Raw genomic sequence first — 26857 nt, 5'->3', positions numbered from 1 at the left:
GTTTTAATTCTTTTTCTGTTCAATGCTTTTATCTGTTGCTTCTTCTTTGGCTTTTAGTTTTTCCTCAGCTGCTTTTTTATCAGCTTCCAGTTTTTCTTCTTTCTCATTTTGTGAACGGAAAATAGCATCCCAAAGTTCGTTAAATTGGTTGAATTCCTGTGTAAAAATAAGGGCTATTCCACTTACAATGGTTTGGCCATCAATTACGTTTTCAAATTCACTTTTTCTGAAACCTTTTAGTCGGTATCTTCCATCCTCAGAAAGGGTGTATTCTAAACTCACATTACCAATTAATGGTGTTTCTTCTTCTGTAGAACCACTACCTTCAATGTCAACTTCACTACCAACTCTTACCGTTAATCTATCATTAAAAAGTTTCTTTTGGGCTGCGACATCCAATTGTGTTCGGTTGGTTGGCGTATCTCCTTGGTAATCCGTATAACTATCAAGTCCAAAATCGAGCTCAATACCTGTGTTGCCTAATATTTTATCTGAAAATGCATTTAGTTGTTCAGAAACGGCATCGTTAAGGTTGTCTCTAGCAATGGTTGCGAATCCTCCAGTACTTCCGTCACTTCCGGGTTCTGGGTAAAAACGGTTAAGCACTAATAATGAAAACACTTGTCGGTTAAGTTCACCTTCTTGTGAGTTAACTTGTTGTACTCTCCCATAAACTTGGCCACCAATGGCACCTTGTTCTTCTTCCGGCATATCCAAAGCAAAAGAGATTTTAGGTTGTAATAATTCGCCATCAATATTAAGATATACTTTAAACGGTAAAACCTGTCTGTATTTACTTTTCACGGATGGATCTGCTCCAGAAATTTGGGGTGCCATAAGTGCTGAAGCCGAAGTTTCTAAATTGTAAATGGCGCGGACATCCAATTTCGCATCAAATGGATCTCCAGACCATGTCACGCGACTTCCAGGTGCAATTAAAAATTTTCTGTTGACCAGATTATAAAGATTAAGTTCATAATGGCCATCTGATATTTCATAACCACCTGTAAGTGTAATGCGTCCGTTTGGTACCATAGTAAATATGAAATCGCCCTCTCCTGAAACCCTGAAATTATCACCAGTTTCTTCATCTATAATAATGGTAACTGCGGCTTCTTTCCCAACTTTAATCTGTGTTGAAATATCAAAACCTTTAATGGTTGCCGTTTGTTCTTCGGTTTGTGTAAGAATGGCATCAGGATTTTCACGATTGACAAAAACAACGACACCATCCCGTTCCTCAACACTAGCGAGACTTGAAGGTAATACATAGGTAAGGTCAGTTTTAGAACCTAAAGTCAATTTAGCGCTTAATTTTGGTATTTGTAAATCACCAGTAAGAGTGGCATTGGCGTCAAAGGTCACTTTTCCGTAAAATTCTTCATTATCTTCTTGTGTGGCATTTAGTACTTGGAAATTTTTTGCCTGTACCTTTAAATTAAATGTTGGATTAATAAAACTTTCGGTACCTATGTCACCAGATAAGATCAGATTATTATTGTTCTCGTCGCTTATGGTAAAATTGGACATGGAGAGGCCATCGTTATTGATGTTTAGCGTTTCATTGGCCATCGTGAATTTTGTATTCAGTTTTACGATATTGAAATCCGCATTATTAAACGTTACTGAACCATTATATTGTGGGTCAGTAGTGGTGCCTGTAACCTTAAAAGCACCAGAAAAACTCCCATCTGTCTCTTTTATTTCACCTAACGAAAGGGTGTTGAGCGCTTTCATTTTAAAGGTGTTGATATCTAAATTCAAATCGAGATTGGTTATGTTATTATTGACCATATAATCGCCAACCAAATCAAAATCGATATCACCTCCTTTTAATCCTGCGTTAAAGGCATAACTACCTTCTCCAAGAGAGTTTCCATTGACGCTCAATATGCCTAAATCTGTGTTGAGAACATTGAATTTTTCAATACTTAAATCTGCAACAAGACCCGTGTTTGTAAAAGGATCTTCGAGAATAAAACTGCCATTGAGTTTTCCTGATGCTATTTCAGATTCAGGATTCAAATAATTGAAGACCTCATTGATTTCAAAATTAGCAAACTCAACAGCTATATGTTGCTTTGAAAAGTTGGGCAATTTATCCGTAATTTCAATGGTTTGATTGTTTTTAGTGATTTTAAAATCCGTAAATTCCAGATTTTCGTCCTCATAAACAATTTCATTTGACGATGGAATCATCCATTTTTCCTTATTCAATATTAAACTATCAGGATTAACTGAAAATTGTAAGCGTTCACGATTTCCCGTAATTTTTGTATTGACATTCATCAGTTTTTCATCATCGTGAAAGCCTAAAAAATTCAATGATAATTCATTATTGGTCTGATTTCCCGTAATGATGGTTTTAGGTATGTCTAAAGGTCCAGCGGTTATATTTTTAAAGCCAAGATTAAATTTGAAATTGTCCTTATCCGTATTCATGGAAAACGCTAAACTATCGAGTTCATTACCACTATAATTTATATGTGGTGCGGTGATATTAGCCTTTAATTTTCGAGCTTTTTCGTTAAAATCTATGGAAATATCAATAGTGTCCAAATCCTTTACATTTACCAAAAACACATCATTTAGTAAGGGCGATTCTGAAACTTTACCTTCAAGTTTTAGATTGACGAATTGGGTAATGGAATCTGGGAGTTTCTCATCGCGATAAAAATAACTGGACACATGACGTCTTAAGGCATTACTAAAAGTCGCGGGATCGGCATTTGACTTTAAGTCTAAATCAATCATTTTATTGCTTAAAGACACAGAAGACGTGTCCGTTCTAACATGGGCCAAAGCCTTAAGTGAACCCAATAAATAGGTTCTGTTATCATAGACTACAACACCATCATTAACAATTGCCGACACGTCATAACTCTCGCTATTTCCTTTGAAATCTACATATATGTTCATACCAGTTTTTACGTTGCGACCCATTAGACCAAGTGCTTGCAAATTGGCGCCAATGACGTTCAACTCTAATGTGGCTTCTGGTGCAACAGAATCTAGAACTACAAAAGCATCTAGATTTACATTTAGATTTTCGTCTTTGTATTTTGAAATCACATTACCACTGCCATCTTTTATATTTCCTTTGATATTAAGATCTTTAATGGCATAGTCATTAAGTTGGAATTTTGAAACGGTCGCATCCAAAGAGGCATCCAAAGTGTTGATGGTTTTTCCGCTTCCTTTGGAATCAATAGTTAAGCTTAATGCTCCAAATTGAGGATTGTTAAGCAATTCGTTGACTTTATAATCTTCAATGGTAAGAGTAGCATCGTAAGCGATGGTATTTGCATTTTTGAAATTCCCATCTATAGTCGCAATACCTTGGGTCGTTGTTAGTTTTGCTTTTGCTGAAATATCATCTGGACTTCCGTTGAAATTACCTGCGAGTTGAACGTCGTTAGGTAAACTCACTCCTAAATCTTTTTCGCTTACAAATTGAATTAAATCCGAACGTTTTGTTTTTGCAGAAAACTGCGGAATGTTGAATTGAAGAGTTTCAGGATTTGTAACATTTTGAATGGATCCTGTAGCGGAAATTTGGGTTGATTTTCCCCAATTGACTTCAGCTTTCGTTAGATTTATGGACGCTAAAGTTCCTGAGGCATTGAGATATCCTTTAAACGGTTTTTCGCTTATTTTTTTTAGGTATTCGTTATTTTTTAAATCAGGTTGAAATTTGAAAAGTTCTGATAATGATAATCGAAACGCTGGCAAATTCAATTTCACTTTGGTGGTTTCAGGTGTAGCCATTAATTGCGAAAGCGACTGGTAATCTAAATGCGCATAACCCGAAATAGCATTATCGTTTAATTGGAATTTTAAATCCTCTAGACGCATATTTTGGTCCGTAGCCTTAAAATTAACAGCCAATTGCTTGAGGTTAAATCCCGAGATTTCATTAAATTTTAGTTGCGCTAAGTTGAGTGTTGCTTTTTTATTTTCTAACAAAATGTCTTTGGCTTGAAGCGTTAAGTTAGAAAGTGAAATAGCGTTTGGATTAAAAACATCTGATTCCGATTCTGCATTGCCGACACGATAATCAAATTGATTGTTTTCAAAATCTATTTCGGAAACATTTAGTTTTATTTGAGGCCATTCAAATTTATTGATATCACTTTTGGCATCGTCTTTTATTTCTTCTAATTTTTGTGTGAGTCCATTGATATCGGCTTCTGTTGTTAAGCTGATTCTAGAGTTTTTGAGTGTTATTTTTTTAAGGTTGAAATCACTAGCTTCTAGATTGATAATTGGAACTTCCGTAGCAAACTCCGAAATGTCTACATCTGCGATGATTCGGTCGGGTTGGGATTCGTAATAAGCGACCACATTATTCAAGCTTAAATTGTCAAACGAGAATTTTGGCAAAGGCACGTCTGAAGCTGTTGAATCAATCGCTACAGGTTTTTGGATAAATTTAATATTGGCATCGCTAAGATTAATGGTTGAAGCCTTAAAAACCATATCCTCTACATTGGTGGTTTCCATATCAGCTTCCAGATTGCCGATTTTAAATCTGGAATCGATGCCTGCAACCACATCATCAAAAATGATATCAAAATTGTTAAAGTTTAAGTTGCCAAGAACAAGGTTCAGTGGTGTTGAAGTTGTATCTGTAGCAACAGTTGTACTGTCTGTTGCTGCAAAAGCATCAATCAAAAACTGAAAATTATAGCCTTCGATGGAATCTTTTCTAATAATATTGACGCGCAAACCGTCCCAATCAAGAGCATCGACACCGACGGCTTCGCCTCTTATCATTTTCCAGAGTGGAATATTGGCTTCTAGGGATTTGGAATAGACCAAGGTATCGCCTTTTTTGTCTTCCAAATAAAGGCCGTCGAGTTGCACGTCGCCATCGAAAGTGATAAAAAGTTTCTCTATGTCAACTTTAGTATTGGTTTTATTGGAGATATAGTTTACAACTTTGTCCACAATTATACTTTGTCCCCAAGGACTTCTTACAAAAAGAATAACCAAAAATAAAAATATAAGAATTCCCAACAACACGCGTAGAGTTCTGCGTATCCAACGATAGTCTCGTTTTTTGGATGTTTTGGGTTCTATGTTTTCGGTGCTGTCCAAGTCTCAAAGATAAATGGACAAATGTATTATAATTGTCTTTATTGCTATTAATATTAACGCTGACACTCCAATATTTTAACTAAAAATAAATGCTGTTCAGTTAAAATTTCGTTTCAAAAATTCATCAGGATTAATAAACATCAAGCGATCAATAATTTCCACAGCAGAAATTTGATGTTTAGCTATAATTTTGAAGCATTTTACTGAAGATGCTTTTCCACTTTTTCGATGAGATACGATTTGATGTTTTCAATGTGTTAAGCAGTACAAAGCCCTTTTATCGAATCAACAATGCCATCAAAATCTGATGCGATTACCATGGTTTCCCAACAAAACGACCTGTTTATGTCGAGCGTTACTGCCGTTTGCTGCAGCTGGTTTCAGATTAATTGGGACTTGAATCTAGAGTCCAAAATCTGATTTAACTATGCCACTTGCTTATCTGAAGTTTCAGAAGTTTTTACTTTAACTTTAAAAATAGGTTTTAAAAAACGCTCTAACTGATCAAATTCAATTAGAAAGGCATCATGGCCATGAATTGATTTTATCTCATGAATATGGACATTTTCTTTTCTACTCTTCAGTTCAACAAAGCTATTCCAGTTTTCTTCGGCTTTAAAAAACAAATCGGAATTGATGGTAATGATATGTACATCGGATTCAATTTTTGCAGCTACGTCTATAAAATCACCTCGTCCTTCAGTAATATCAATAGTGCGTAAGATTTGATTCATCATTTTATAAGCCGATAGGTTAAAACGATTATTCAACGCATTACCATGATAATTTAACCAAGATTCGATGTTAAAAAGGTCCTTGTTTCTTTTAGTTCTTTCAAACTTCTGCTTTAATGATTCTGGTGTACGATATAACGTCATAGCATGCATTCTAGCATCTGCCAGTGGATCACTTGAATGATTGAGAATTGCATCTTGAATATGGCAATTAGCAATCAACCAATCCGTAGATTTCCAATCGGTTGCTATTGGAATTAAATGTTCTATAAGTTGAGGTTTTAATGCAGCCAATTCCCATGCAATACCACCTCCTACAGAACCACCAATAACCGCAAAAAGCTGTTCTATATTTAATTGCTCTAATCCCAAGGCAAACAATTTAGCGATATCGCGAGCCGTGAAATCTTTGTAGTTTTCGATTAAGTTTTCGGCATTAGTGTCGTAGCCATTTCCAGGAATATTGAATGCTAAAATGCTATATGAATTGGTGTCTATACATTTGTTTGCTCCAATTAAATCATTCCACCAACCATGTTCTCCAATCACATTAGAATTAGCGGTAAGGGCATGATTTACCAAAACAATAGGAGCTTCATGTAGCGCCTTTCCAAATGTTTGGTAAGATAGATTTATAGCATAAGCCTTTCCGGATTCGGTATTAAAATCTGATAGATATATATAATTTAATTTTCCCATCTCTTAGCTCCCATGACAATGGGAATCCTTTTAAATTTTTAAGCGATTAAACAGATACCTCTATGAAAGAGATATCTGTTTTTTTAACATCAACTGTGTTTGTAAAGACTAATTTTGAAGTGCTTGCTTCTCTTTTACAGCCGCAAATGCTTCTTTTAAGTCTGCTTTTAAGTCCTCAATATTCTCTAGTCCAACAGATAGTCTAATTAAATCCTTAGTCACGCCAGTCGTTTCTTGTGCTTCATCACTTAATTGTTGATGCGTCGTACTTGCAGGATGAATAATTAATGATTTTGTATCACCAATATTGGCTAATAGAGAAAATATTTTGGTGGTATCTGCGATGGTTTTTGCGGCTTCGTAACCGCCTTCATATCCAAAGGTAACGATACCACTTTGTCCTTTTGGCAAGTACTTCTTGGCAAGGGAATTATATTTGCTAGATTCTAGACCAGGATAATTGACCCATTTCACTTCGGATTGTGCTTGTAACCATTTTGCTAATTCCAATGCGTTTTCACTATGTTTTTGAATACGTAATTCTAAAGTCTCCAAGCCTTGAATAATTTGAAATGCATTAAACGGGCTCAATGCACCACCATAATCACGCAAGCCTTCAATTCTGATTTTTGCAATAAAGGCAGCAGGACCAATGACTTCACTATATACTAAGCCATGGTAACCTGCAGAAGGTTCTGTGAATTCCGGGAATTTACCGTTAGTCCAATCAAAAGTTCCAGCGTCAATAATAATTCCACCTAAGGACGTTCCGTTACCATTGATATACTTGGTCAACGAATGAATGACAATATTGGCGCCATATTCAATTGGATTTAAAAGCGAAGGCGTTGCCACTGTATTGTCAACAATTAAAGGTACTTTATGTGCTTTTGCTGCTTTTGAAATCGCCTCTAAATCTAAAACATCGAGTTTAGGGTTTCCTAAAGATTCAACAAAAATGGCTCTTGTGTTTTCCTGAGCGGCTTTCTCAAAATTTTCTGGGTCAGAGGCGTCTACAAACGTCGTTGTAATACCATGTCTTGGTAGTGTAACGCTTAATAAGTTGTACGTTCCTCCATACAAACTACTAGATGCCACAATATGGTCTCCAGCACGTAAAAGTGTTAGTAATGTCGTTGAGATGGCTGCGGTTCCGGAAGCTGTTGCAACAGCGGCAATGCCGCCTTCCAATGCTGCCAATCGTTGCTCTAGAATATCGTTTGTTGGATTATTTAATCGTGTGTAAATAAATCCAGGAACCGATAGATTGAATCGCCCTGCAGCATCATCCGAATTATCGAAAACATAAGATGTAGTTTGGTAAATAGGAACAGCTCTTGTTCCTCCTGTTTGACTAACGTCGTGTCCTGCGTGCAACGCTTGTGTTGCGAATTTTTGTGTACTCATTTTTCTTGTTTTTGAGTTAATAATAATTAAGTCAAACCAATGATGAAATAAAATTCCATGAATGGAAACACCAATTAATGGCGTTTATACTAGAAAAATGTTATAAAGAAAATGCTAATTACAGATGGGTAATTAGTCTTGAGTTATCTATCCGAATATGCAAAAAATGACTTGCACTTTCAAGTAGAATTTAGCACCTTCATAGTAAATCTAAGGGTTGCTAAGGCTTCGTCGAGTCTATCTCTCCGCCTTTCTTGATAACATTTTAAGAACAATTTTAAAAGCAAATTTCTGCGTTACTTCAAAATTTTTAAATCTTCATTTGCATATGCAAACTGCGGTTTATAAATTTTTTGCGCCTTGAACTTTATTTTTAAAAGTTATTCTTTTTTCAGTAAGTGTTTGAACTTTGTGAATACAAATATTGCAACACAAAAGTTAGAATTCCAAATTTATTATGACTTTTTATGGGTTTTTTATGAAATTCCGCTAATTAAGAAGGATTTTTTGCCAAATATTTGGCTTTAATTATTTCGCCAACAGGCTTGTTTTCAATTTTGCTTTCCAACCAAGAAATAATATCTAGATATAAGAATGCTCTGCGTTCGTAAGGATGGTCTTCGTATGTTTTTAATGTTTTATGAAGTTCCTTAAACGCATTTTTAAGATCGTGTGGGTAAATATATTGAAGTCCTCTAATAAATTTTATCATTTCTTTCTGCACTTCATGCAAGTCATTCATCTTTATCAAAAACTTGTAGGTACTTCTTAAAAGCGTTTCTAAATGATAATCTAATCCAGCTTCATAATGAGCCACAAGATTTAATACTCTAGAAAAACAGAGTAAGTCCTCTCGCATGGAAAGCGATTTGTTGGAAATAATCTTGTCTAAATATTTTATACAAGCTTTATTGTTTCCTGCGCCAAAATGTAAACTGGCAAATTTGTAATAAAAAATCATTTTATGATGCGGATCAATTCGGTCTTTGAATTGAATGAGTTCTTTTTCAATTTGTGGAATTAATGCCAGTCCATCTTCAAAACTACCATCAATAAAGTGTTGATTAATGCTATGGAAATTGGTATAAAGAAACACCAAGGTTGAAACATTTTCATCTTTATTGAATTTTGAATTGTTTACGGTAGCTTTAAAATGCTCTAATTTCTTTACAAATTTTTGTTTGTTTCCAATGAAAAATAAGGATTCCAATAGGTAATTGTTCCCTTTGAGATAAAAAACCGGATTTAGGTTGATCATGCTAGGATTTTGATGAAATAAATCCACCCATTTTGAAGCGTATTTATAGCAGTTCAAAAAATCCTGAAGTAAAAAACTTTGCCATAAGTTGGCTTTGTAGAGCCAAAGCTTTTCACGAAACCCTAATTTAGCCAAGTTAATTTTAGGTAAACGGTCATCAAAATATTTAGTGACCATTTGGCTCTCTTGTTCATTTTTTACATAGCCCGTTTTAAGAATGGTACTGTATAACTGTAAGGATAAGTTAGAGAGTTTACTAGCAATGACATTGAGTGAACTTAGTTCTTTAGCTTGTATGGCCAACTCATCGGCACGTGTACTGATGCTACGCGTTATGTATTGTGATTCAATTACTTTTTCAAGTTCTACAATTTCAAAAGCTGAATTTTTTTCTTCATACGAAATCGCTAACTCCTTCGCTTTGTCTAATATTTTTAAGCTTTGTTTATATAAGCCTTTGTGATATAGAATAGAAGCAAAATCGAGTTGTTCCCTAATTTGTAAGCGCACATTTTGATGCGAAGGATTCAATTTCAAACTAATTAATATCTGTTTGTACAAATGCGCTTTTACATTGGCAAGTTGCTGCTTTTTTACAATACCACTTTTTATGATCGACGCTTCATTATAGCCTTTTGCTTTATCTAAAAAACTGAAAAGTTTCATGAATTTTGAATCAGAATTCACACCAAGCCGCCCTACATAAAGTTTGAATTGTCGTTTTTCAGACTTTGTTAAGGACTTTACGAGTGAAAATAAATTATCTTTTTGGTCTTTAGTTGTCAATATAAAATAGATTTATTGTGTTGATAATCAATAAAATAGTAACTCTTTTTGCTTTTGAACATCGTAAAACAATGCAATCGGAAACAGATTATTCAATTTCAAAATATAAATTCGTAAGACAATACTATAAATATATTTTGATATATGTCTGATAACAATATACAAATCTTCGATACAACTTTACGTGATGGTGAACAAGTTCCGGGTTGCAAACTTAATAAAGAGCAAAAAGTTATTATCGCAGAACAATTAGATGTGCTTGGTGTCGACGTGATTGAAGCTGGTTTCCCTGTGTCAAGTCCTGGTGATTTTGAATCGGTTGAAGCGATTTCAAAAATTGTAAAAAATGCAACGGTCTGTGGATTGACACGATCAGTTCGAAATGATATAAAAGTGGCTGCAGAAGCGTTGAAATATGCAGCAAAGCCAAGAATCCATACTGGAATCGGAACTTCAGAATCACACATTATCCATAAATTTAAAACGACTCAAGAGGATATTTTGGAGCGTGCGTTTGCTGCTGTAAAATATGCAAAGTCCTTTGTTGAAGATGTTGAATTCTATGCTGAAGATGCTGGTAGAACGGATAACGAATATTTAGCAAGAGTCTGCGAAGCGGCGATTAGAGCTGGTGCAACTGTATTGAATATACCAGATACGACAGGTTATTGCTTACCGAGTGAATACGGCGCAAAAATTAAATACCTAAAAGAAAATGTAAAAGGTATTGAAAAAGCGATTCTTTCGTGCCATTGCCATAATGATTTAGGTTTGGCAACGGCCAATTCTATTGAGGGCGTGATAAATGGTGCAAGGCAAATAGAATGCACAATAAACGGTATTGGTGAGCGTGCTGGTAACACAGCTTTGGAAGAAGTGGTAATGGTATTAAAACAACATCCTTATCTTAATTTAGATACCAATATTAATACGTCGTTGCTTTATGGAATGAGTCAACTTGTTTCGGATAGCATGGGTATTTATACGCAACCAAACAAAGCCATTGTTGGGTCTAACGCTTTTGCGCATAGTTCTGGGATTCATCAAGATGGTGTCATTAAAAATCGTGAAACTTACGAAATTATTGACCCTAAAGATGTTGGTGTCACTGAGTCTGCAATTGTTTTAACCGCAAGAAGCGGTAGAGCTGCTTTAGCATACAGAGCTAAAATTGTAGGTTACGAATTAACAAAACTTCAGCTAGATGATGTCTATTCCAACTTTTTAAGATTTGCGGACAGAAAGAAAGAAATCAATGATAGCGATATCCATCAAATTATTGAAACCAGTAAGGTTTACGAACAGATAATTTCTGCATAGTTCATCAACGAGCCTTTAGTAAAAATGAGATTACCGCTTTCGCGGAAAATAAATATGACAACAAAAAAAACACTATTCGATAAAGTCTGGGATTCACACGTGGTCAGCACCATAGAAAATGGGCCTCAGATTCTATATATTGATAAACATTTAATACACGAAGTTACAAGTCCGCAAGCTTTCAATGAATTGGAAGATCGCGGAATTCCTGTTTTCAGGCCTGACCAAATTGTGGCAACGGCAGATCATAATACACCAACTTTAAATCAAGATCAGCCCATTAGAGATGCGCTTTCTAGAAAACAGTTAGAGCAACTTTCTGAAAACTGTAAAAAAAACAATATTACATTATATGAGTTAGGACATAAATATAATGGAATTGTCCATGTGATGGCTCCTGAGTTAGGAGTGACGCAACCAGGCTTAACCATGGTCTGTGGAGATAGTCACACGTCAACACATGGTGCCTTCGGAACCATTGCATTCGGCATTGGCACAAGTCAGGTCGCACAAGTCTTTGCAAGCCAATGCTTGTTGCTTACAAAACCAAAAAGCTTAAGAGTTTCCGTTAATGGGAAATTAAAGAATGGTGTGTTACCAAAAGATGTCATTCTTTATATCATTTCAAAACTAGGAACCAATTCAGGTACAGGTTATTTCTGTGAATATGCAGGAAATGTGTTCGAGGACATGAGTATGGAAGGTAGAATGACGGTTTGTAATATGAGTATTGAAATGGGAGCACGAGGCGGCATGATTGCCCCAGACGACACCACTTTTGAATACGTAAAAGGACGAAAATTTGCGCCGCAAGGTGACGATTTTGATAAGAAAGTGGCCTATTGGAAAACCTTGCCAACGGATGAAGGCGCACAATTTGATAAGGAATATAGTTTTGATGCCGAGGATATAGAACCGATGATTACCTACGGAACGAATCCTGGAATGGGAATTAAAATTTCTGAAAACATTCCGGTTGATGAGAATCCATCATTTAAAAAATCATTGGCTTATATGAATTTTGAAGCTGGAGAAAGCTTAATCAATAAGCTCATTAATTTTGTGTTTATAGGAAGTTGCACCAATTCTAGAATTGAAGATTTTAGAGTGGCAGCAAATTACATAAAAGGTAAAAAGAAGGCTGAAAATGTTACGGCTTGGTTAGTGCCAGGAAGTAAGCAAGTTGAAGCCCAAATTATAGAAGAAGGCTTAAAAACGGTGTTTGATGACGCAGGGTTTGAGTTGCGTCAACCAGGTTGTTCGGCATGTTTGGCTATGAATGATGATAAGATTCCAGAAGGAGAATATTGTGTTTCTACCTCAAATAGAAATTTTGAAGGTCGCCAAGGCCAAGGATCCAGAACAATATTAGCCAGTCCTTTGGTTGCTGCGGCAACTGCGGTAGAAGGAAAAATAGTTGATATTACTAAACAATTGAATTAAAGAATGTTTAGCCCTCAAAGGTTTCAACAACTTTTGAAGGCTAAACGTATATGCTGCGAGGCCTGTGCTGAACTTGATTTAGTATCTAAACCTTATAGGTATGAATAAAAGAATAAAAAAGTTTAATTAAAAATAGGACAGTGGATTCCGAATACTTTCGGAACTGCTTTCCTGTCTGCCGACATGCAGGCGCAGGAAGTATCATGGAAAAATTCACAAAATTACAATCTAGAGCCATTCCTCTAAACATAGAGAATGTGGATACAGACCAAATAATACCAGCACGTTTTTTAAAAGCCACGGACAGAAAAGGATTTGGTGACAATGTTTTTAGGGACTGGAGATATCATAAAGATGGAACCGTTAATTCTGATTTCGTTTTGAACGATTCAAAATATTCGGGAAGTATTTTAGTTGCTGGCGATAATTTCGGTTGTGGATCGAGTAGGGAACATGCGGCTTGGGCCATTACAGATTTTGGATTTAAAGTCGTGGTGTCTAGTTTTTTTGCAGACATTTTTAAAGGCAATGCGCTCAATAATGGTTTGTTACCAGTGCAGGTTTCAAAAGAATTTCTAAGTGACTTATTTGAACAAATAGTGTCCAATCCAAATACAGAATTAGTGGTTGATCTCGAAAAACAAACGATTTCTGTAAAGAATTCCGAATTATCTGAGAATTTCGAAATTGATGCCTATAAAAAGACCTGTATGATCAATGGTTACGATGATATTGATTATCTTGTAAATAATAAAGAACAAATTGAGGCTTTTGAAGCCCAAAAAATATATTAATTGAACTGCGTTAAGGATAGAAGCGACATCCTCTGACATTTTTCGTCAGAGATATAGCGGATAGCCTGACTTTTTGCAATCTTTTTAGGTTTTATTGCAATTGAAAGGTATATGCAAAAAGTAACGCCATAAAAAATAATAACGAAAAGTTTTTTCGATGAAATTAAACATTGCAGTTTTGCCAGGTGATGGTATCGGTCCAGAGGTGACCTGCCAAGCCGTAAAAGTTCTAAAAGCGATTGCTTCAGAATTCAATCATAATTTTAAGTTTACCAATGCCGATGTTGGTGCTATAGCCATAGATAAGCACAATGATCCGTTGCCAGAGGAAACCTTAGATTTGTGTCGTTCTACGGATGCTATTTTATTTGGTTCTATTGGTCATCCAAAATATGATAACGATCCTTCTGCGAAAATACGACCAGAACAAGGATTGCTTAAGTTGAGAAAAGAATTAGGTCTTTTTGCTAATATTAGACCCGTAAAAGCTTATGAAGCGCTGTTGGATAAATCGCCATTAAAAAAGCATATTATTAAAGGCACAGATATTAGTATTTATCGCGAACTGACTGGTGGAATCTACTTCGGAGAAAAACAATTAAGTGACGATGGAAATGTGGCTTCAGATTTATGTGAATATTCACGTGAGGAGATTGAACGAATTTCACATTTAGCCTTTAAAGCGGCGCAAACCAGAAGACGCAAAGTAACTTTGGTTGACAAAGCCAATGTTTTGGAGACGTCGAGACTTTGGAGAAAAGTGGTAACTGAAATTGCAGATAACTATAAGGACGTAACATTAGATTTCTTATTTGTAGATAATGCGGCCATGCAAATGATATTAAACCCTAAACAGTTCGATGTGATTTTAACAGAGAATTTGTTTGGTGATATTATTAGCGATGAAGCTAGCGTTATTGGAGGTTCCATTGGTCTTTTGGCTTCGGCATCAGTTGGAGACAAATATGCGATGTTTGAACCTATTCATGGTTCATTTCCACAAGCTACAGGAAAAGGAATTGCTAATCCGGTAGCCTCTATATTATCTGCAGCGCTATTATTAGACCATTTTGGTTTATTTGCTGAAGCTGACTTGGTAAGACAAGGCGTTGATAAATCGTTAAAGCTGAATATTTCTACGCCAGATATAAATACAAAATACGATAACATCACTACAGGGAAAGTCGGCGAGTTTATTGAAGATTTTATCAATAATCCTGACGACACCAACATGAATTTCACTAATATCCATTTAGGACAATCAACAATCATATAAATTATATGCCTACACAACCAAAGCTTACAAGATTCAATCAAAACGTAATGTCAAAATATCAGATATACAATAGTATATTTATGACTTTGCCGTTTGATAGCATCACGAAAACAGGAGCATTATTACCATTATTTCACGAGACTTGTCAAAAAGGATTTGCTAATAAAGAAAATCCCACGGCTATAGTGGAATCATTTTTTAAGAAATATCAAGCAAGACGCTCGCCTGAAAGTCAGATTAATTTGTTGTTTCGATTTATTCAATATATAGAAAGACAAGTAGTTTTGTTTGACGCTATTGAGGATGCAGCTTTTCCTATCGTAAATAATATGGATGGAATTGGGACGTTGCGAAGTCTGAAAGAATCCACAACGGCAGAAAACAAACTCGATACGCTACAGAAATATCTCGAAGAATTTAAAGTGCGAATCGTTTTGACGGCGCATCCAACACAATTTTATCCAGGTTCTGTACTAGGAATTATTACAGATTTAACCGAAGCCATTCGTGAAAATGATTTGTTGAGAATCAATGATTTATTAGCACAATTGGGAAAAACACCATTTTATAAACAAAATAAACCATCACCTTTTGATGAAGCCGTGAGTTTAATATGGTATCTGGAAAATGTGTTTTATAAATCATTTGGTACGATTTTCGATTATATACAGCAGAATATATTTGATGGTAAGCAAATTGATAACGATATCATAAATATTGGATTCTGGCCAGGTGGAGATAGAGATGGAAACCCATTTGTAACACCAGAAATTACCTTAAAAGTTGCTGGTAGATTGCGACTTTCAATTATTAAGAATTATTACAGAAATGTCAGACAATTAAAACGAAAGTTGACATTTACTGGAGTGGAGGACCGCATGATGAATTTGGAGCGTGAACTTTATAATATCATTACTAATGAACCTTCCGACTTAACGTTGGATTATTTTATATCTGAATTAAAAGCGGTAAAACAGGTTATTATTGATAAGCATCAGTCACTTTATTTGGATGAGATAAATAGTTTAATCAATAAAACACACCTATTTGGATTTCATTTTGCGAATTTAGATATTCGTCAAGATAGCAGAAAACACAACCAGTTTTTTAATGATATGGTAGACGCTTTAATTGAAAGTGGAAGCGCTATTTTTCCAAAGAATTATCACGATTTATCAGAAAAAGAACAAGTTCAGATTTTATCCAAGGTTGAAGGAAAGGTCGATTTGTCTTTAATTAAAGATGATGAAACTTTAAAGGCTTTAAATACAATGATAGCTATTAAAACCATTCAGGAAACTAATGGTGAAAAGGCAGCAAACCGTTATATTATAAGTAACAACCAAACCACGCTCAACGTCATGCAATTATTTGCCATGTTGAAGTTAGTGGCATTTCAAGAAGATTTAACCGTAGATATTGGGCCCCTTTTTGAAACGATAACGGATTTGGAAAATGCACCTACCGTGATGGAGGAATTATATACGAATCCAGAATACGCAGCACATTTAAAGTCAAGGGGAAATAAGCAGACGATAATGCTTGGTTTTAGTGATGGCACAAAAGATGGTGGGTATTTAATGGCTAATTGGGCGATATTTAAAGCAAAAGAAGCACTGACTACAGTATCTAGAAAATACAATGTAAAAGTGATTTTCTTCGATGGACGTGGCGGACCACCTGCACGTGGCGGTGGAAAAACCCATAATTTCTATGCCTCTTTAGGGCCAACGATAGAAGATGAGGAAGTGCAGTTGACCATACAGGGACAAACCATAAGTTCTAATTTCGGAACTTTAGAATCGTCCCAATATAATCTGGAACAGTTAATAAGTTCTGGAATTGGAAATAGTATAAGCGACAAAAATTTGACCATGTCGGATGAAAATAGGGAAGTAATGACAGATTTGTCTAAACGCAGTTACAAAGCCTATTCAGATTTCAAGGCACATTCAAAATTTATTCCCTATTTGGAACATATGAGTACCTTAAAGTATTATGCAAAAACCAATATTGGTAGTCGTCCATCTAAGCGAGGTAAATCTGAAGGTTTAGTTTTCGAAGATTTAAGAGCCATTCCATTTGTTGGGTCTTGGAGTCAGTTGAAACAAAACGTACCAGGTTTTTTCGGAGTGGGAACAGCCTTGAAACATTATGAAGATTCCGGCGAATTCGAAAAAGTGCAAAACTTATTTAAAACTTCAGACTTCTTTAAGACACTCATTGAAAATAGTATGATGTCCTTGTCCAAATCCTTCTTTGATTTAACAAGATATATGGCAGAAGATCCTGAGTATGGAGAATTTTGGACCATAATTTATAACGAATATGAAACTTCAAAGCGTTTAATATTAAAGTTAACAGGATATAAAGAATTAATGGAGGAAGAACCAGCAGGCAAAGCGTCCATTGCGGTTAGGGAATCCATTGTATTGCCATTGTTAACCATTCAGCAATATGCATTGAAGAAAATTCAAGAGCTTGAAAAATCTGGTGTCAAATCAAACGATGCCCAAATGAAGATTTTTGAAAGTATGGTAACCCGTTCATTGTTTGGTAATATCAATGCTAGTCGTAATTCGGCTTAATTTGTTATTCCTATGAAGGCAGGAATCTAATTTATATAAACCTGACAGGTCTTTTGTTTTAAAAAAAACCTTATTTAACTAAAAACAGAACTAGTTTTTATAGCTAAAAAAAACCCTTCAAGCAATAGCTCAAAGGGTTTTTACTAACAACTAGTTATCTAAACAACAATTAACAATTCTTAGTTTTTAGTGTTCATTTAATCTAAAGTCTGGATAAGCATCCATTCCATGTTCGTGTGCATCCAATCCTTCTAACTCTTCACGTTCAGAAACTCTGATACCAACTACTTTTTTCAGGATGAATATGATTAAGAACGAAGATACGATGCATAAACCAGCATAAGAAGCGACACCAATAAGTTGACTCACAAATTGTGCTCCACTAGCTAAAGCACCAAAGATGCCCACGGCTAAAGTTCCCCAAATACCACAGGCTAAATGCACAGCAATGGCACCAACCGGATCATCTAATTTTATCTTATCAATTAACGCGACAGCAAATACGATAATAACGCCTGCAACAGCACCAATAATGATGGCATCTGTTGGGCTCATTTGATCTGCTCCAGCAGTAATACCAACAAGACCTCCTAATATACCATTTAGAAACATTGTTAAATCTAAATTTTTATACTTCAATGTAGAAACTAGAGAAGCAACCACACCACCAGCTGCAGCAGCTAAACAAGTTGTTACTAAGGTTAATGACGTCAATGCAGGATCAGCTGATAGTACCGATCCACCATTAAATCCAAACCATCCTAACCAAAGTATAATAACGCCAGCAGTAGCTAATGGGATATTATGGCCAGGAATAGCCTGTGGTTTGCCATCTTTAAATTTGCCAATTCTAGACCCTAAAAGAGCAACGGCAACTACAGCAGCCCAGCCACCAACAGAGTGCACTAATGTAGAACCTGCAAAGTCATAAAACGGTGTTTCTAAAGTTTGTAAAAATCCGCCTCCCCATTTCCATGAGCCTGCGATTGGATAAATCAATCCAACATAAATTACTGTAAAAATCATAAAAGGCCCAATTTTCATACGTTCTGCTACGGCACCAGAAACGATTGTTGCTGCAGTGGCCGCGAACATGCCTTGGAATAAGAAATCCGTCCAATACGTATAACCTTCGTTATAAGTTAGATCTAAAGCGCCGTCTGCCGTTAGCGGCGAATCTAAACCGAAACCTGCGAATCCTAAAAAGCCGTTGAATTCTCCTGGATACATAAGGTTGAAACCTACCAAGGCATAAAGTAGTAGGCCAACGGTAATTATAAATATATTTTTAAATAAAATGTTAAGCGTATTTTTTTGACGTGTCAATCCAATTTCTAAAAATGCAAATCCTAAGTGCATAAAGAAAACCAGTGCTGTACAGATCATCATCCATACATTATTTGTAGTTAATAATTCCATGTGTTTTATTTTAAAGTTTGTGCTCCTTTTTCTCCTGTTCGTATTCTATAGCATTCTTCAATATTGGATACGAAGACTTTACCATCGCCAACATCTCCCGTAGATGCAGACTCCAATATGGCTTTGATGGCTACTTCTTCAAAATCGTCATTAACGACTATTGATAAGTAACGTCTTTGTATGTCACTTGTGCTATAAGACACGCCTCTGTAGACATGACCTTCTTTTTCATTGCCGAGTCCTGTAACATCCCAATAAGAGAAAAAGTTTACACCAACTTCATGAAGGGCATTTTTCACTGTAGAAAATTTTGATTTTCTAATAATTGCTTCAATTTTTTTCATTGTATTATTGATTAGTTAGAATTTAGTTAATATCTAATGCTATTAGATAATTAAATATGGGTTAATTCGCTTCAAATCTATATAATATTAACCTATACCCTATAAAAAAATAGGGTTAAAATGTAATTTTTGTGAATTTCTGAATTTATACCCTATAAAATTTAGATTTAAATTCTAAACATTCCTTTTTTTGAAAAGCTTGTAAAAACAAAAACCTTCAGAACTTAAGCTCCGAAGGTTTTCTTTCTAACAACTAAATTATACAATAATCAATTTTAGAATTTATATGAAAGAATTACTGATTATCCTCTATCTCGTTTTCCTGGATAGGCAATTTCGCCATGTTCAGAAAGGTCGAGACCTACTTCTTCTTCTTCTTTACTAACGCGAAGTCCCATTGTAGATTTCAATATCTTAAAAACAATGAAAGATAGTACAACGGCCCAAACGGCATAAGCCAAGCTTCCTAATGCTTGTACGCCTAATTGTGCAATTCCTCCGCCATTAAAAAGTCCGATACCTGTATCTCCATCGACTCCCCAAAGACCAATAACCACAGTTCCCCAAACACCAGCAACACCGTGCACAGAAGCAGCACCAATGGCATCATCAATTTTTAATTTCTTTTCAATAAATTCAATTGAGAATACCACGATAATACCACCTATTAGTCCTGCGACAATGGCACCAACTGCAGTCATGTTTCCACAACCAGCTGTAATACTTACTAGTCCTGCCAAAGCGCCATTTAAAGTTTGTGGTAGATTAGGTTTTCCATACCATATCCAAGTGGTTATTAATGCTCCTAAACCACCTGCTGCGGCTGCTAAATTTGTAATCAAGACAACATTTGAAGCTCCGATGGCATCAGCGCCTCCCCAAGCTAGTTGAGATCCACCGTTGAAACCAAACCAACCTAACCATAGAATAAAGACCCCTAAGGTTGCAAGAATTTGATTGTGACCAGGAATCGATACTACTTTTCCGTCAACATATTTACCCAGTCTTGGGCCGACCATAAAGGCAGCGACCAATGCAGCCCATCCACCAACAGAGTGTACAATAGAAGAACCAGCGAAATCAATAAATCCTAGATTCGTTAACCATCCAGATCCTTGCCACTGCCATCCGCCCGCGATTGGGTAGATTAAGGCAGTCATTACAATTGAGAATATGACGTATGTTGAGTATTTAGTTCGTCCAGCAATAGCTCCAGAAACAATTGTAGCAGCGGTAGCGGCAAACATAGTTTGAAAGAATAAATCCGCGCCTTCACCTTGCATTAAACCGCTCCAGAAAAACCATCCGTTAGAAGTGTCGCCATACATTAATGAGTATCCGACTAACCAGTAGGTTAAAGATCCTACACAAATATCTAGCAAGTTTTTCATTGCTATGTTGGCAGCATTTTTAGAACGCGTCATTCCAGTTTCCACTAGTGTAAAACCAGCTTGCATAAAGAATACTAAGATACCAGAAAGTAACATCCAAAGCATTCCTAAATCGCCGTTTATTGCGCTTACCGCATCTTCAACGTCTTTTGTGGTTGCAGCTACTGTGTCTTGTACAATAGCTAGATTTGGGAGTATAGTTAAAAAATTATCTATCATAATAGTTGGTGTTAGTTAGTATTGGTTTAGAACGAGTAGATTGCAGCAAGTACAAAAGACCCTAAGCTTTTGGAAGGCATCAAATCTGTATCAACAAATGCATTATCCGAAGCGCTATCTAATCTAATTTCAGGCTTAATAATCAAGTTGTCTATAGTAAAACTACCTGTTAATGTTGCAGCAAAAACACTAGAGTCTTCAACAGGGTTACCGAATTCATCATAAGTTCCAATAGCTCCAAAAGCTTTGTCTTCCTTAAAATATTCACCTCTAAGACCAAGTGCAAATGAATCTGATATGGTGTACTGTGGGTAAAGTGCGCCTCCCATGAAGCCTCCTGCATCATCTTCAAGACTTAAATATGCGGCGTTAATTCCCAAGAAGAAATCTTCTGATAAATCAAATCCTCCAGTAAAGTCAATTTCAAAGAAAGAAGGGTCGTATAGAACATTTAAATATTGTCCTTTGTAACCTATTTGAGCACCAGCGGCATAATCACCTGTGGCATTGAATTCTGTTAAATCAGTATCGTTAAATACGCCTACCATCAAACTTAAGTCATCTGATAAAGCAAAATCTGCTTTTAGACCTGTATGACTAAAAGGGCCATAAGAAAACAAGTAGGAGGTGCTGTAATTGAAATTAGCAACTGGGGAAATTACTTCGTAGCCTAAAAAGGTATTAAAATTACCCATGGTTAAGGTTACACTCTCGGTTACATTCCAATAAGCATATAATTGATTGACGATGTCTCCAGTATTGGAATACATAGGTGATGCAAAAATGGCATCGGTTCCTCTTGGGCCAAATACTAAATCAGCGACAAATCCTACTTTTTCGCCTTCGTAAGAAGCGACTAAGTTTGCCATACCAAGTGCAAAACCAGGTAAGTTAGCAAAGGATGTTCCTGGAGCAATCGCATTTTCGTCATTTGGTGCGGTAAAATTTGTTCTGTAATATGCATCAATACTTCCGCTAAACGTAAAAGACTTTTCTTTTTTAACTTCTGCTGTAGTTTCTTCGGTTTCTTGAGCCGTTAATACTATTGAGATCAGTAGTAATGTTAGAGTAAAAAATTTTTTCATAATAATATTAAATTTAAAACAGTTAGTTCGAGCCAAATCTATATAATATTAATTTGTACCCCCTAAAAAAATAGGGTTAAAATTTAATTTTTATGAATATGAAATTTTACACCCCTAAAATTTCAGGGTTAAAATTTATTTCAGCTGTTTTTTTGTTATATCAATAATTTTTATTTTGATAAAATGATTGATAAATAAACATTTTGTTAAATTATTTTCATTAGTTAATCCTTTTCGAAAACGTTTTCGCAGTAAATACGCTTTTTTGTTAAATATTATTCATTAGCTAATTATTAGTAAATCCCGTTATTATTGCAAAATTTTCATTTAGAATCCACATTACTATCGATATGAAAAAAGTGTTTCAACAATTTTATAAATCAATTATTTGCGTCTATATTAGAGCATAAATAAGGTGCAAAACCTTTAAATTTTAATCGAATATGTTTAAGCAACAAGGCCTCTATTTACCAGATTTTGAACACGAAAATTGTGGTGCAGGATTTATATGTAATCTAAAAGGTGAAAAGACGAACCAAATTATTCATGACGCTCTAGAAATATTAGTAAAACTAGAGCATCGTGGTGGCGTAAGTGCAGACGGAAAAACTGGTGATGGTGCTGGTCTTTTAATAGATATTCCTCATGCTTATTTTAAAAGGGTTTGTGGTTTCAAAGTTCCTGTAAAAGGAAAGTATGCCGTAGGAATGGTGTTCTTACCAAAAAATAGAAATCAGTACAAATTCTGTAAAGATACGTTCGAGAAAGAAATCATCGCCCAAGGACTTACTGTTATAGGATGGAGGGAAGTTCCGGTGGATTCTACGCAACTGGGAGAGATAGCTGCAGCTTCAGAACCTAATATAGAGCAACTTTTCGTCGGAAAATCCAATGAAGTTTCAGAAGCGGATTTTAAAGCGAAACTCTATGCTGCTCGAAAAATAACAGAGCACACGGTTCGGAAATCCAAAATGTCACAAAGTTCTTATTTCTATGTGTCCAGTTTATCCATGAATACCTTGATATATAAAGGGATCATAATGCCCGAAGATATCGGCCCTTATTATAAAGATTTACAAGAAGATGATTTAGTGACACGTTTGGCATTGGTGCACCAACGATTTTCAACCAACACTATGCCGACTTGGGAATTGGCACAGCCATTCCGATTCATGTGTCAGAATGGTGAAATAAATACACTTCGTGGAAATGTGAGTAGAATGCGTGTGCGTGAAGAAATCATGAAAAGTGATGTCTTTGGTCCTCAAATCGATAAATTGTTCCCAATCATTTTACCAGGAAAATCAGATTCGGCATCCATGGATATGGTCGTCGAATTATTAACACATACAGGACGTTCGTTACCAGAAGTGATGATGATGATGATTCCTGAAGCATGGGAAAAACATGCAACGATGTCTCCAGAACGTAAAGCGTTCTACGATTACAACGCTTGTATCATGGAACCTTGGGATGGACCCGCTTCGGTGCCGTTTACAGATGGCAACTATATTGGTGCATTGTTGGATAGAAACGGATTAAGACCTTCAAGATACACAGTTACTAAAAGTGGGAAATTAATAATGTCTTCTGAAATTGGAGTTGTTGACATTGATCCAGAGGATGTGGAAAGTCATGGTCGTTTAGAACCTGGAAAAATGTTTTTGGTAGACATGAATCAAGGACGAATCATAAATGACGAAGAAATTAAAAGTAAAATTGTTAAGGAAAGACCATATCAAGAATGGTTAGATAAAACAAGATTGCACCTGAAAGATATTCCATATACTGGCGAAACTTGTCCGGTGGAATTGTTAGATATAAAAACGAGACAACGTTTATTTAACTACACGTTCGAAGATATTCAAGAGGTTATTACTCCAATGGCTCAAAAGGCTAAGGAAGCTTTGGGCTCAATGGGAATTGATACGCCATTGGCCGTTCTATCTAACAAACCTCAGATAATTTCGAACTATTTTAAACAATTATTCGCACAGGTTACAAATCCGCCTTTAGATGGAATTCGTGAAGAAATTGTAACGGATATCAGTCTCTCTTTAGGCAAGGATAGAAATATTTTCAGCATAACAGAACGGCAATGTAGAAAACTGAAAATTCAGAATCCTGTAATTTCTAATGACGATTTAGCTAAAATTAGAAATATTCAGGTGGAAGGGTTTAAGGCCGAAACCGTTGAATTATTATACCAAAAAGACAAAGGTCTTAATGGATTGGAGGATGCTTTGGATGACATTATTGTTCAAATTGAAAAAGCCTTATTACGAAAAACAAACATTATCATATTATCAGATAGAGGTGTAAGTAAAGAGATGGCACCAATTCCGGCGTTATTGGCGTGCTCTTATGTCAACCATCAAATGAACCGTTTGCGAAAGCGTTCTTATTTCGATATTATCATCGAATCTGCAGAACCACGAGAGCCGCATCATTTCGCTACATTATTCGGCTATGGAGCAAGTGCCGTAAATCCTTATATGGTAAACGAAATCATCCGAGCACAAGTGAAGGAAGGTTTTATTACTGATATGGATGAGCAAAAAGCTGTGGATAACTTCAACAAGGCTATTGGAAAAGGTATCTTAAAAGTGATGAACAAAATTGGGATTTCTACTTTACATTCTTACAGAGGTTCCCAAATATTTGAAATCGTTGGTTTCAATTCGCAATTTGTTGAAAAATATTTTCCATATACAGCTTCAAGAATTGAAGGTATCGGCTTATATGAAATCGAAAAGGAAATCGATAAACGATATAAATATGCTTATCCAAATACCGAAGTAGATAAACGATTAGGTCTAAATATTGGTGGCGATTACCGTTGGAGACGTAATGGCGAAAAGCATTTGTTTAACCCAACAACGGTTGCAAAATTACAACAAGCCGTTAGATTGAGCGACCAAGCGAGTTATAATCTATATGCGAAAACGATAAATGAACAGTCTGAAAATTTAATGACCATTCGTGGGTTATTTGAATTTAATAATATCGACCCAATTCCGATTGAAGAAGTGGAGCCCTGGACAGAAATCGTAAAACGTTTCAAAACAGGTGCCATGTCTTATGGTTCGATTTCGCGTGAAGCACATGAAAACTTAGCCATTGCCATGAATAGGATTGGAGGGAAATCCAATTCTGGAGAAGGAGGAGAGGACCGAAAGCGTTTTCAGCCTGATGTTAATGGCGATAGTAGGAATTCTGCGATAAAGCAGGTGGCTTCTGGTCGTTTTGGAGTAACATCCCATTATTTAACGAATGCAAAAGAGATTCAAATAAAAATGGCTCAAGGTGCAAAACCTGGAGAAGGTGGTCAATTACCAGGCGAAAAAGTGTTGCCATGGATTGCAGCAGCCCGAAATTCAACACCATTCGTTGGACTGATTTCGCCACCACCACATCACGATATATATTCCATTGAGGATTTAGCACAATTAATTTACGATTTAAAAAATGCCAATCGTGAAGCTAGAATAAATGTAAAACTAGTGTCTGAAGTTGGCGTAGGTACTATCGCAGCTGGTGTGGCTAAAGCAAAAGCAGATGTTGTTCTCATCGCTGGTTATGATGGTGGAACAGGTGCTTCACCGTTGACCTCATTAAAACACGCAGGTTTACCCTGGGAACTTGGTTTGGCAGAGGCACAACAAACACTTGTACTTAATAATTTAAGAAGTAGAATCGTAGTCGAATGTGATGGGCAATTGAAAACAGGTCGCGATGTGGCGATAGCTGCTTTATTGGGAGCAGAAGAATTCGGATTTGCCACAGCACCTTTAGTAGCTTCGGGCTGTATAATGATGCGTAAATGTCATCTGAATACCTGTCCTGTTGGTATCGCCACACAAGACAAAGAGTTGCGTAAAAACTTTAAAGGTACACCAGAACATGTTATTAATTTCTTCTATTATATCGCTGAAGAATTGAGAAGCATTATGGCGGAATTAGGTTTTAGGTCCATGGCCGAAATGATTGGTCAAACCCATAAGATAAACGCGAATAAAGCTATTAAACATTACAAAGCTAAAGGTTTGGATTTATCCTCCATTTTGTACCGACCAGAAGCATACAGTAAAATGACCGTTAAGAATACTGAAAAGCAAGATCATAATTTGGACAACGTATTGGATTTTCAAATCCTGAAAGATTCGCATCGTGCTTTATATCGAAAAGAGCAAATGACGTTGTCTTATCCAATCAAAAATACAAATCGTACCGTTGGCGCTATTGTGAGTAATGAGATTTCAAAAATATATGGGCATTTAGGTTTACCGGAAGATACTTTGAATATCAATTTCACGGGTTCTGCAGGTCAAAGTTTCGGAGCTTTCGGAGCGCATGGATTAACGTTTAAACTGGAAGGTAATACCAATGATTATTTAGGAAAAGGGTTGTCTGGCGCAAAGCTGATTGTTAAAAAACCAGTAAAAGCAGATTTTAAAGCTGAGGAAAATATCATAGTTGGTAATGTCTGTTTGTTTGGTGCTGTGGAAGGACAAGCCTACATTAATGGTATCGCTGGAGAACGGTTTGCCGTTAGAAATTCGGGATCAATAGCAGTAGTGGAAGGTGTCGGAGATCACTGTTGTGAGTACATGACTGGTGGAAAAGTGGTTGTTCTTGGTAAAACAGGACGAAATTTCGCAGCTGGTATGAGTGGTGGAATCGCTTACGTTTATGATCCGGAAAACAACTTTGTCAACGGCTTGTGTAATATGGAAACGATAGAGTTTGAAAAGATTCTTAAAAAAGATGCTAATGATCTTAAGGGCTTAATTGAGAAGCATGTGAAATATACGGACAGTCAATTGGGTAAATCGCTATTGGCAGATTGGGAAACAAGCTTAAAGAATTTTGTTCGCATCATGCCGACGGAATACAAACGTGCTTTAAAACGTTTAGAGACAGAAGAACAAATGGTAGAAGAATTAGAAACAGTATAACATTAGTGTTTCCAAAAAATAAAATAATAGTACAAT

14 protein-coding genes and 1 riboswitch are annotated in these 26857 nt (G+C 36.0%); of the genes, 6 read left to right on the top strand and 8 right to left on the bottom strand.

Annotated elements, in window-relative coordinates; all coding sequences use genetic code 11:
- Positions 1-3: 3 nt before the first annotated feature.
- The 4 genes from HM990_RS16660 to HM990_RS16645 all read right to left on the bottom strand — a co-directional run bounded on the left by HM990_RS16660 (position 4) and on the right by HM990_RS16645 (position 9984).
- Entirely contained in the window at positions 4-5100 is a 5097-nt protein-coding gene (locus HM990_RS16660; RefSeq protein ID WP_229719296.1) for a translocation/assembly module TamB domain-containing protein, read from the bottom strand.
- Between the two features lie 425 nt (positions 5101-5525).
- A complete protein-coding gene (locus HM990_RS16655) occupies positions 5526-6533 on the bottom strand; it encodes an alpha/beta fold hydrolase (RefSeq protein ID WP_178990557.1) in 1008 nt (335 codons plus the stop codon).
- A gap of 108 nt (positions 6534-6641) precedes the next feature.
- Positions 6642-7940 carry an O-acetylhomoserine aminocarboxypropyltransferase/cysteine synthase family protein gene (locus HM990_RS16650; protein ID WP_178990555.1) on the bottom strand — a complete coding sequence of 433 codons (1299 nt, stop codon included), beginning with the start codon at positions 7938-7940 and terminating at the stop codon, positions 6642-6644.
- 140 nt (positions 7941-8080) lie between these two features.
- A riboswitch (SAM riboswitch) is annotated at positions 8081-8204 on the bottom strand.
- 229 nt (positions 8205-8433) lie between these two features.
- The gene (locus tag HM990_RS16645) at positions 8434-9984 is read right to left on the bottom strand and encodes a hypothetical protein (RefSeq protein ID WP_178990553.1); all 1551 of its coding nucleotides are present in this window, start codon (positions 9982-9984) and stop codon (positions 8434-8436) included.
- 144 nt (positions 9985-10128) lie between these two features.
- Here HM990_RS16645 and HM990_RS16640 point away from each other — a divergent pair, with 144 nt between their 5' ends.
- From HM990_RS16640 to HM990_RS16620, 5 genes are all read left to right on the top strand, one after another.
- Positions 10129-11304 carry a 2-isopropylmalate synthase gene (locus tag HM990_RS16640; RefSeq protein ID WP_178990551.1) on the top strand — a complete coding sequence of 392 codons (1176 nt, stop codon included), beginning with the start codon at positions 10129-10131 and terminating at the stop codon, positions 11302-11304.
- A 54-nt stretch (positions 11305-11358) separates the two neighbouring features.
- Complete coding sequence (gene leuC / locus HM990_RS16635; protein WP_178990549.1) at positions 11359-12747, top strand: 3-isopropylmalate dehydratase large subunit; 1389 nt, start codon at positions 11359-11361, stop codon at positions 12745-12747.
- A 203-nt stretch (positions 12748-12950) separates the two neighbouring features.
- Positions 12951-13541, top strand: coding sequence for a 3-isopropylmalate dehydratase small subunit (gene leuD, locus HM990_RS16630; protein WP_178992056.1), 591 nt, complete (start codon positions 12951-12953; stop codon positions 13539-13541).
- 157 nt (positions 13542-13698) lie between these two features.
- Positions 13699-14817, top strand: a complete 1119-nt coding sequence (gene leuB, locus HM990_RS16625) for a 3-isopropylmalate dehydrogenase (protein ID WP_178990547.1) — start codon at positions 13699-13701, stop codon at positions 14815-14817.
- Between the two features lie 5 nt (positions 14818-14822).
- Entirely contained in the window at positions 14823-17405 is a 2583-nt protein-coding gene (locus HM990_RS16620) for a phosphoenolpyruvate carboxylase (protein WP_178990545.1), read from the top strand.
- Positions 17406-17591: 186 nt separating this feature from the next.
- On the opposite strand, the gene HM990_RS16615 is transcribed toward HM990_RS16620, so the two are convergent.
- The 4 genes from HM990_RS16615 to HM990_RS16600 form a co-directional block, all read right to left on the bottom strand.
- Positions 17592-18824: an ammonium transporter gene (locus tag HM990_RS16615; RefSeq protein ID WP_178990543.1), complete on the bottom strand. Its 1233-nt coding sequence runs from the start codon at positions 18822-18824 to the stop codon at positions 17592-17594.
- A 5-nt stretch (positions 18825-18829) separates the two neighbouring features.
- Positions 18830-19168 (bottom strand): P-II family nitrogen regulator, encoded by a 339-nt coding sequence (locus HM990_RS16610; RefSeq protein ID WP_178990541.1) that lies wholly within the window; start codon positions 19166-19168, stop codon positions 18830-18832.
- A gap of 302 nt (positions 19169-19470) precedes the next feature.
- On the bottom strand, positions 19471-20775 hold the full coding sequence (locus HM990_RS16605; RefSeq protein WP_178992054.1) for an ammonium transporter: 1305 nt from the start codon (positions 20773-20775) through the stop codon (positions 19471-19473).
- 29 nt (positions 20776-20804) lie between these two features.
- Complete coding sequence (locus HM990_RS16600; protein ID WP_178990539.1) at positions 20805-21863, bottom strand: porin; 1059 nt, start codon at positions 21861-21863, stop codon at positions 20805-20807.
- Positions 21864-22306: 443 nt separating this feature from the next.
- Here HM990_RS16600 and gltB point away from each other — a divergent pair, with 443 nt between their 5' ends.
- On the top strand, positions 22307-26821 hold the full coding sequence (gene gltB, locus HM990_RS16595) for a glutamate synthase large subunit (protein WP_178990537.1): 4515 nt from the start codon (positions 22307-22309) through the stop codon (positions 26819-26821).
- Positions 26822-26857 lie beyond the last annotated feature (36 nt).

The sequence above is a fragment of the Winogradskyella schleiferi genome (genome assembly GCF_013394655.1).
GTDB classification, from domain to species: domain Bacteria; phylum Bacteroidota; class Bacteroidia; order Flavobacteriales; family Flavobacteriaceae; genus Winogradskyella; species Winogradskyella schleiferi.
This window is presented reverse-complemented; position numbering and strand designations above follow the sequence as displayed.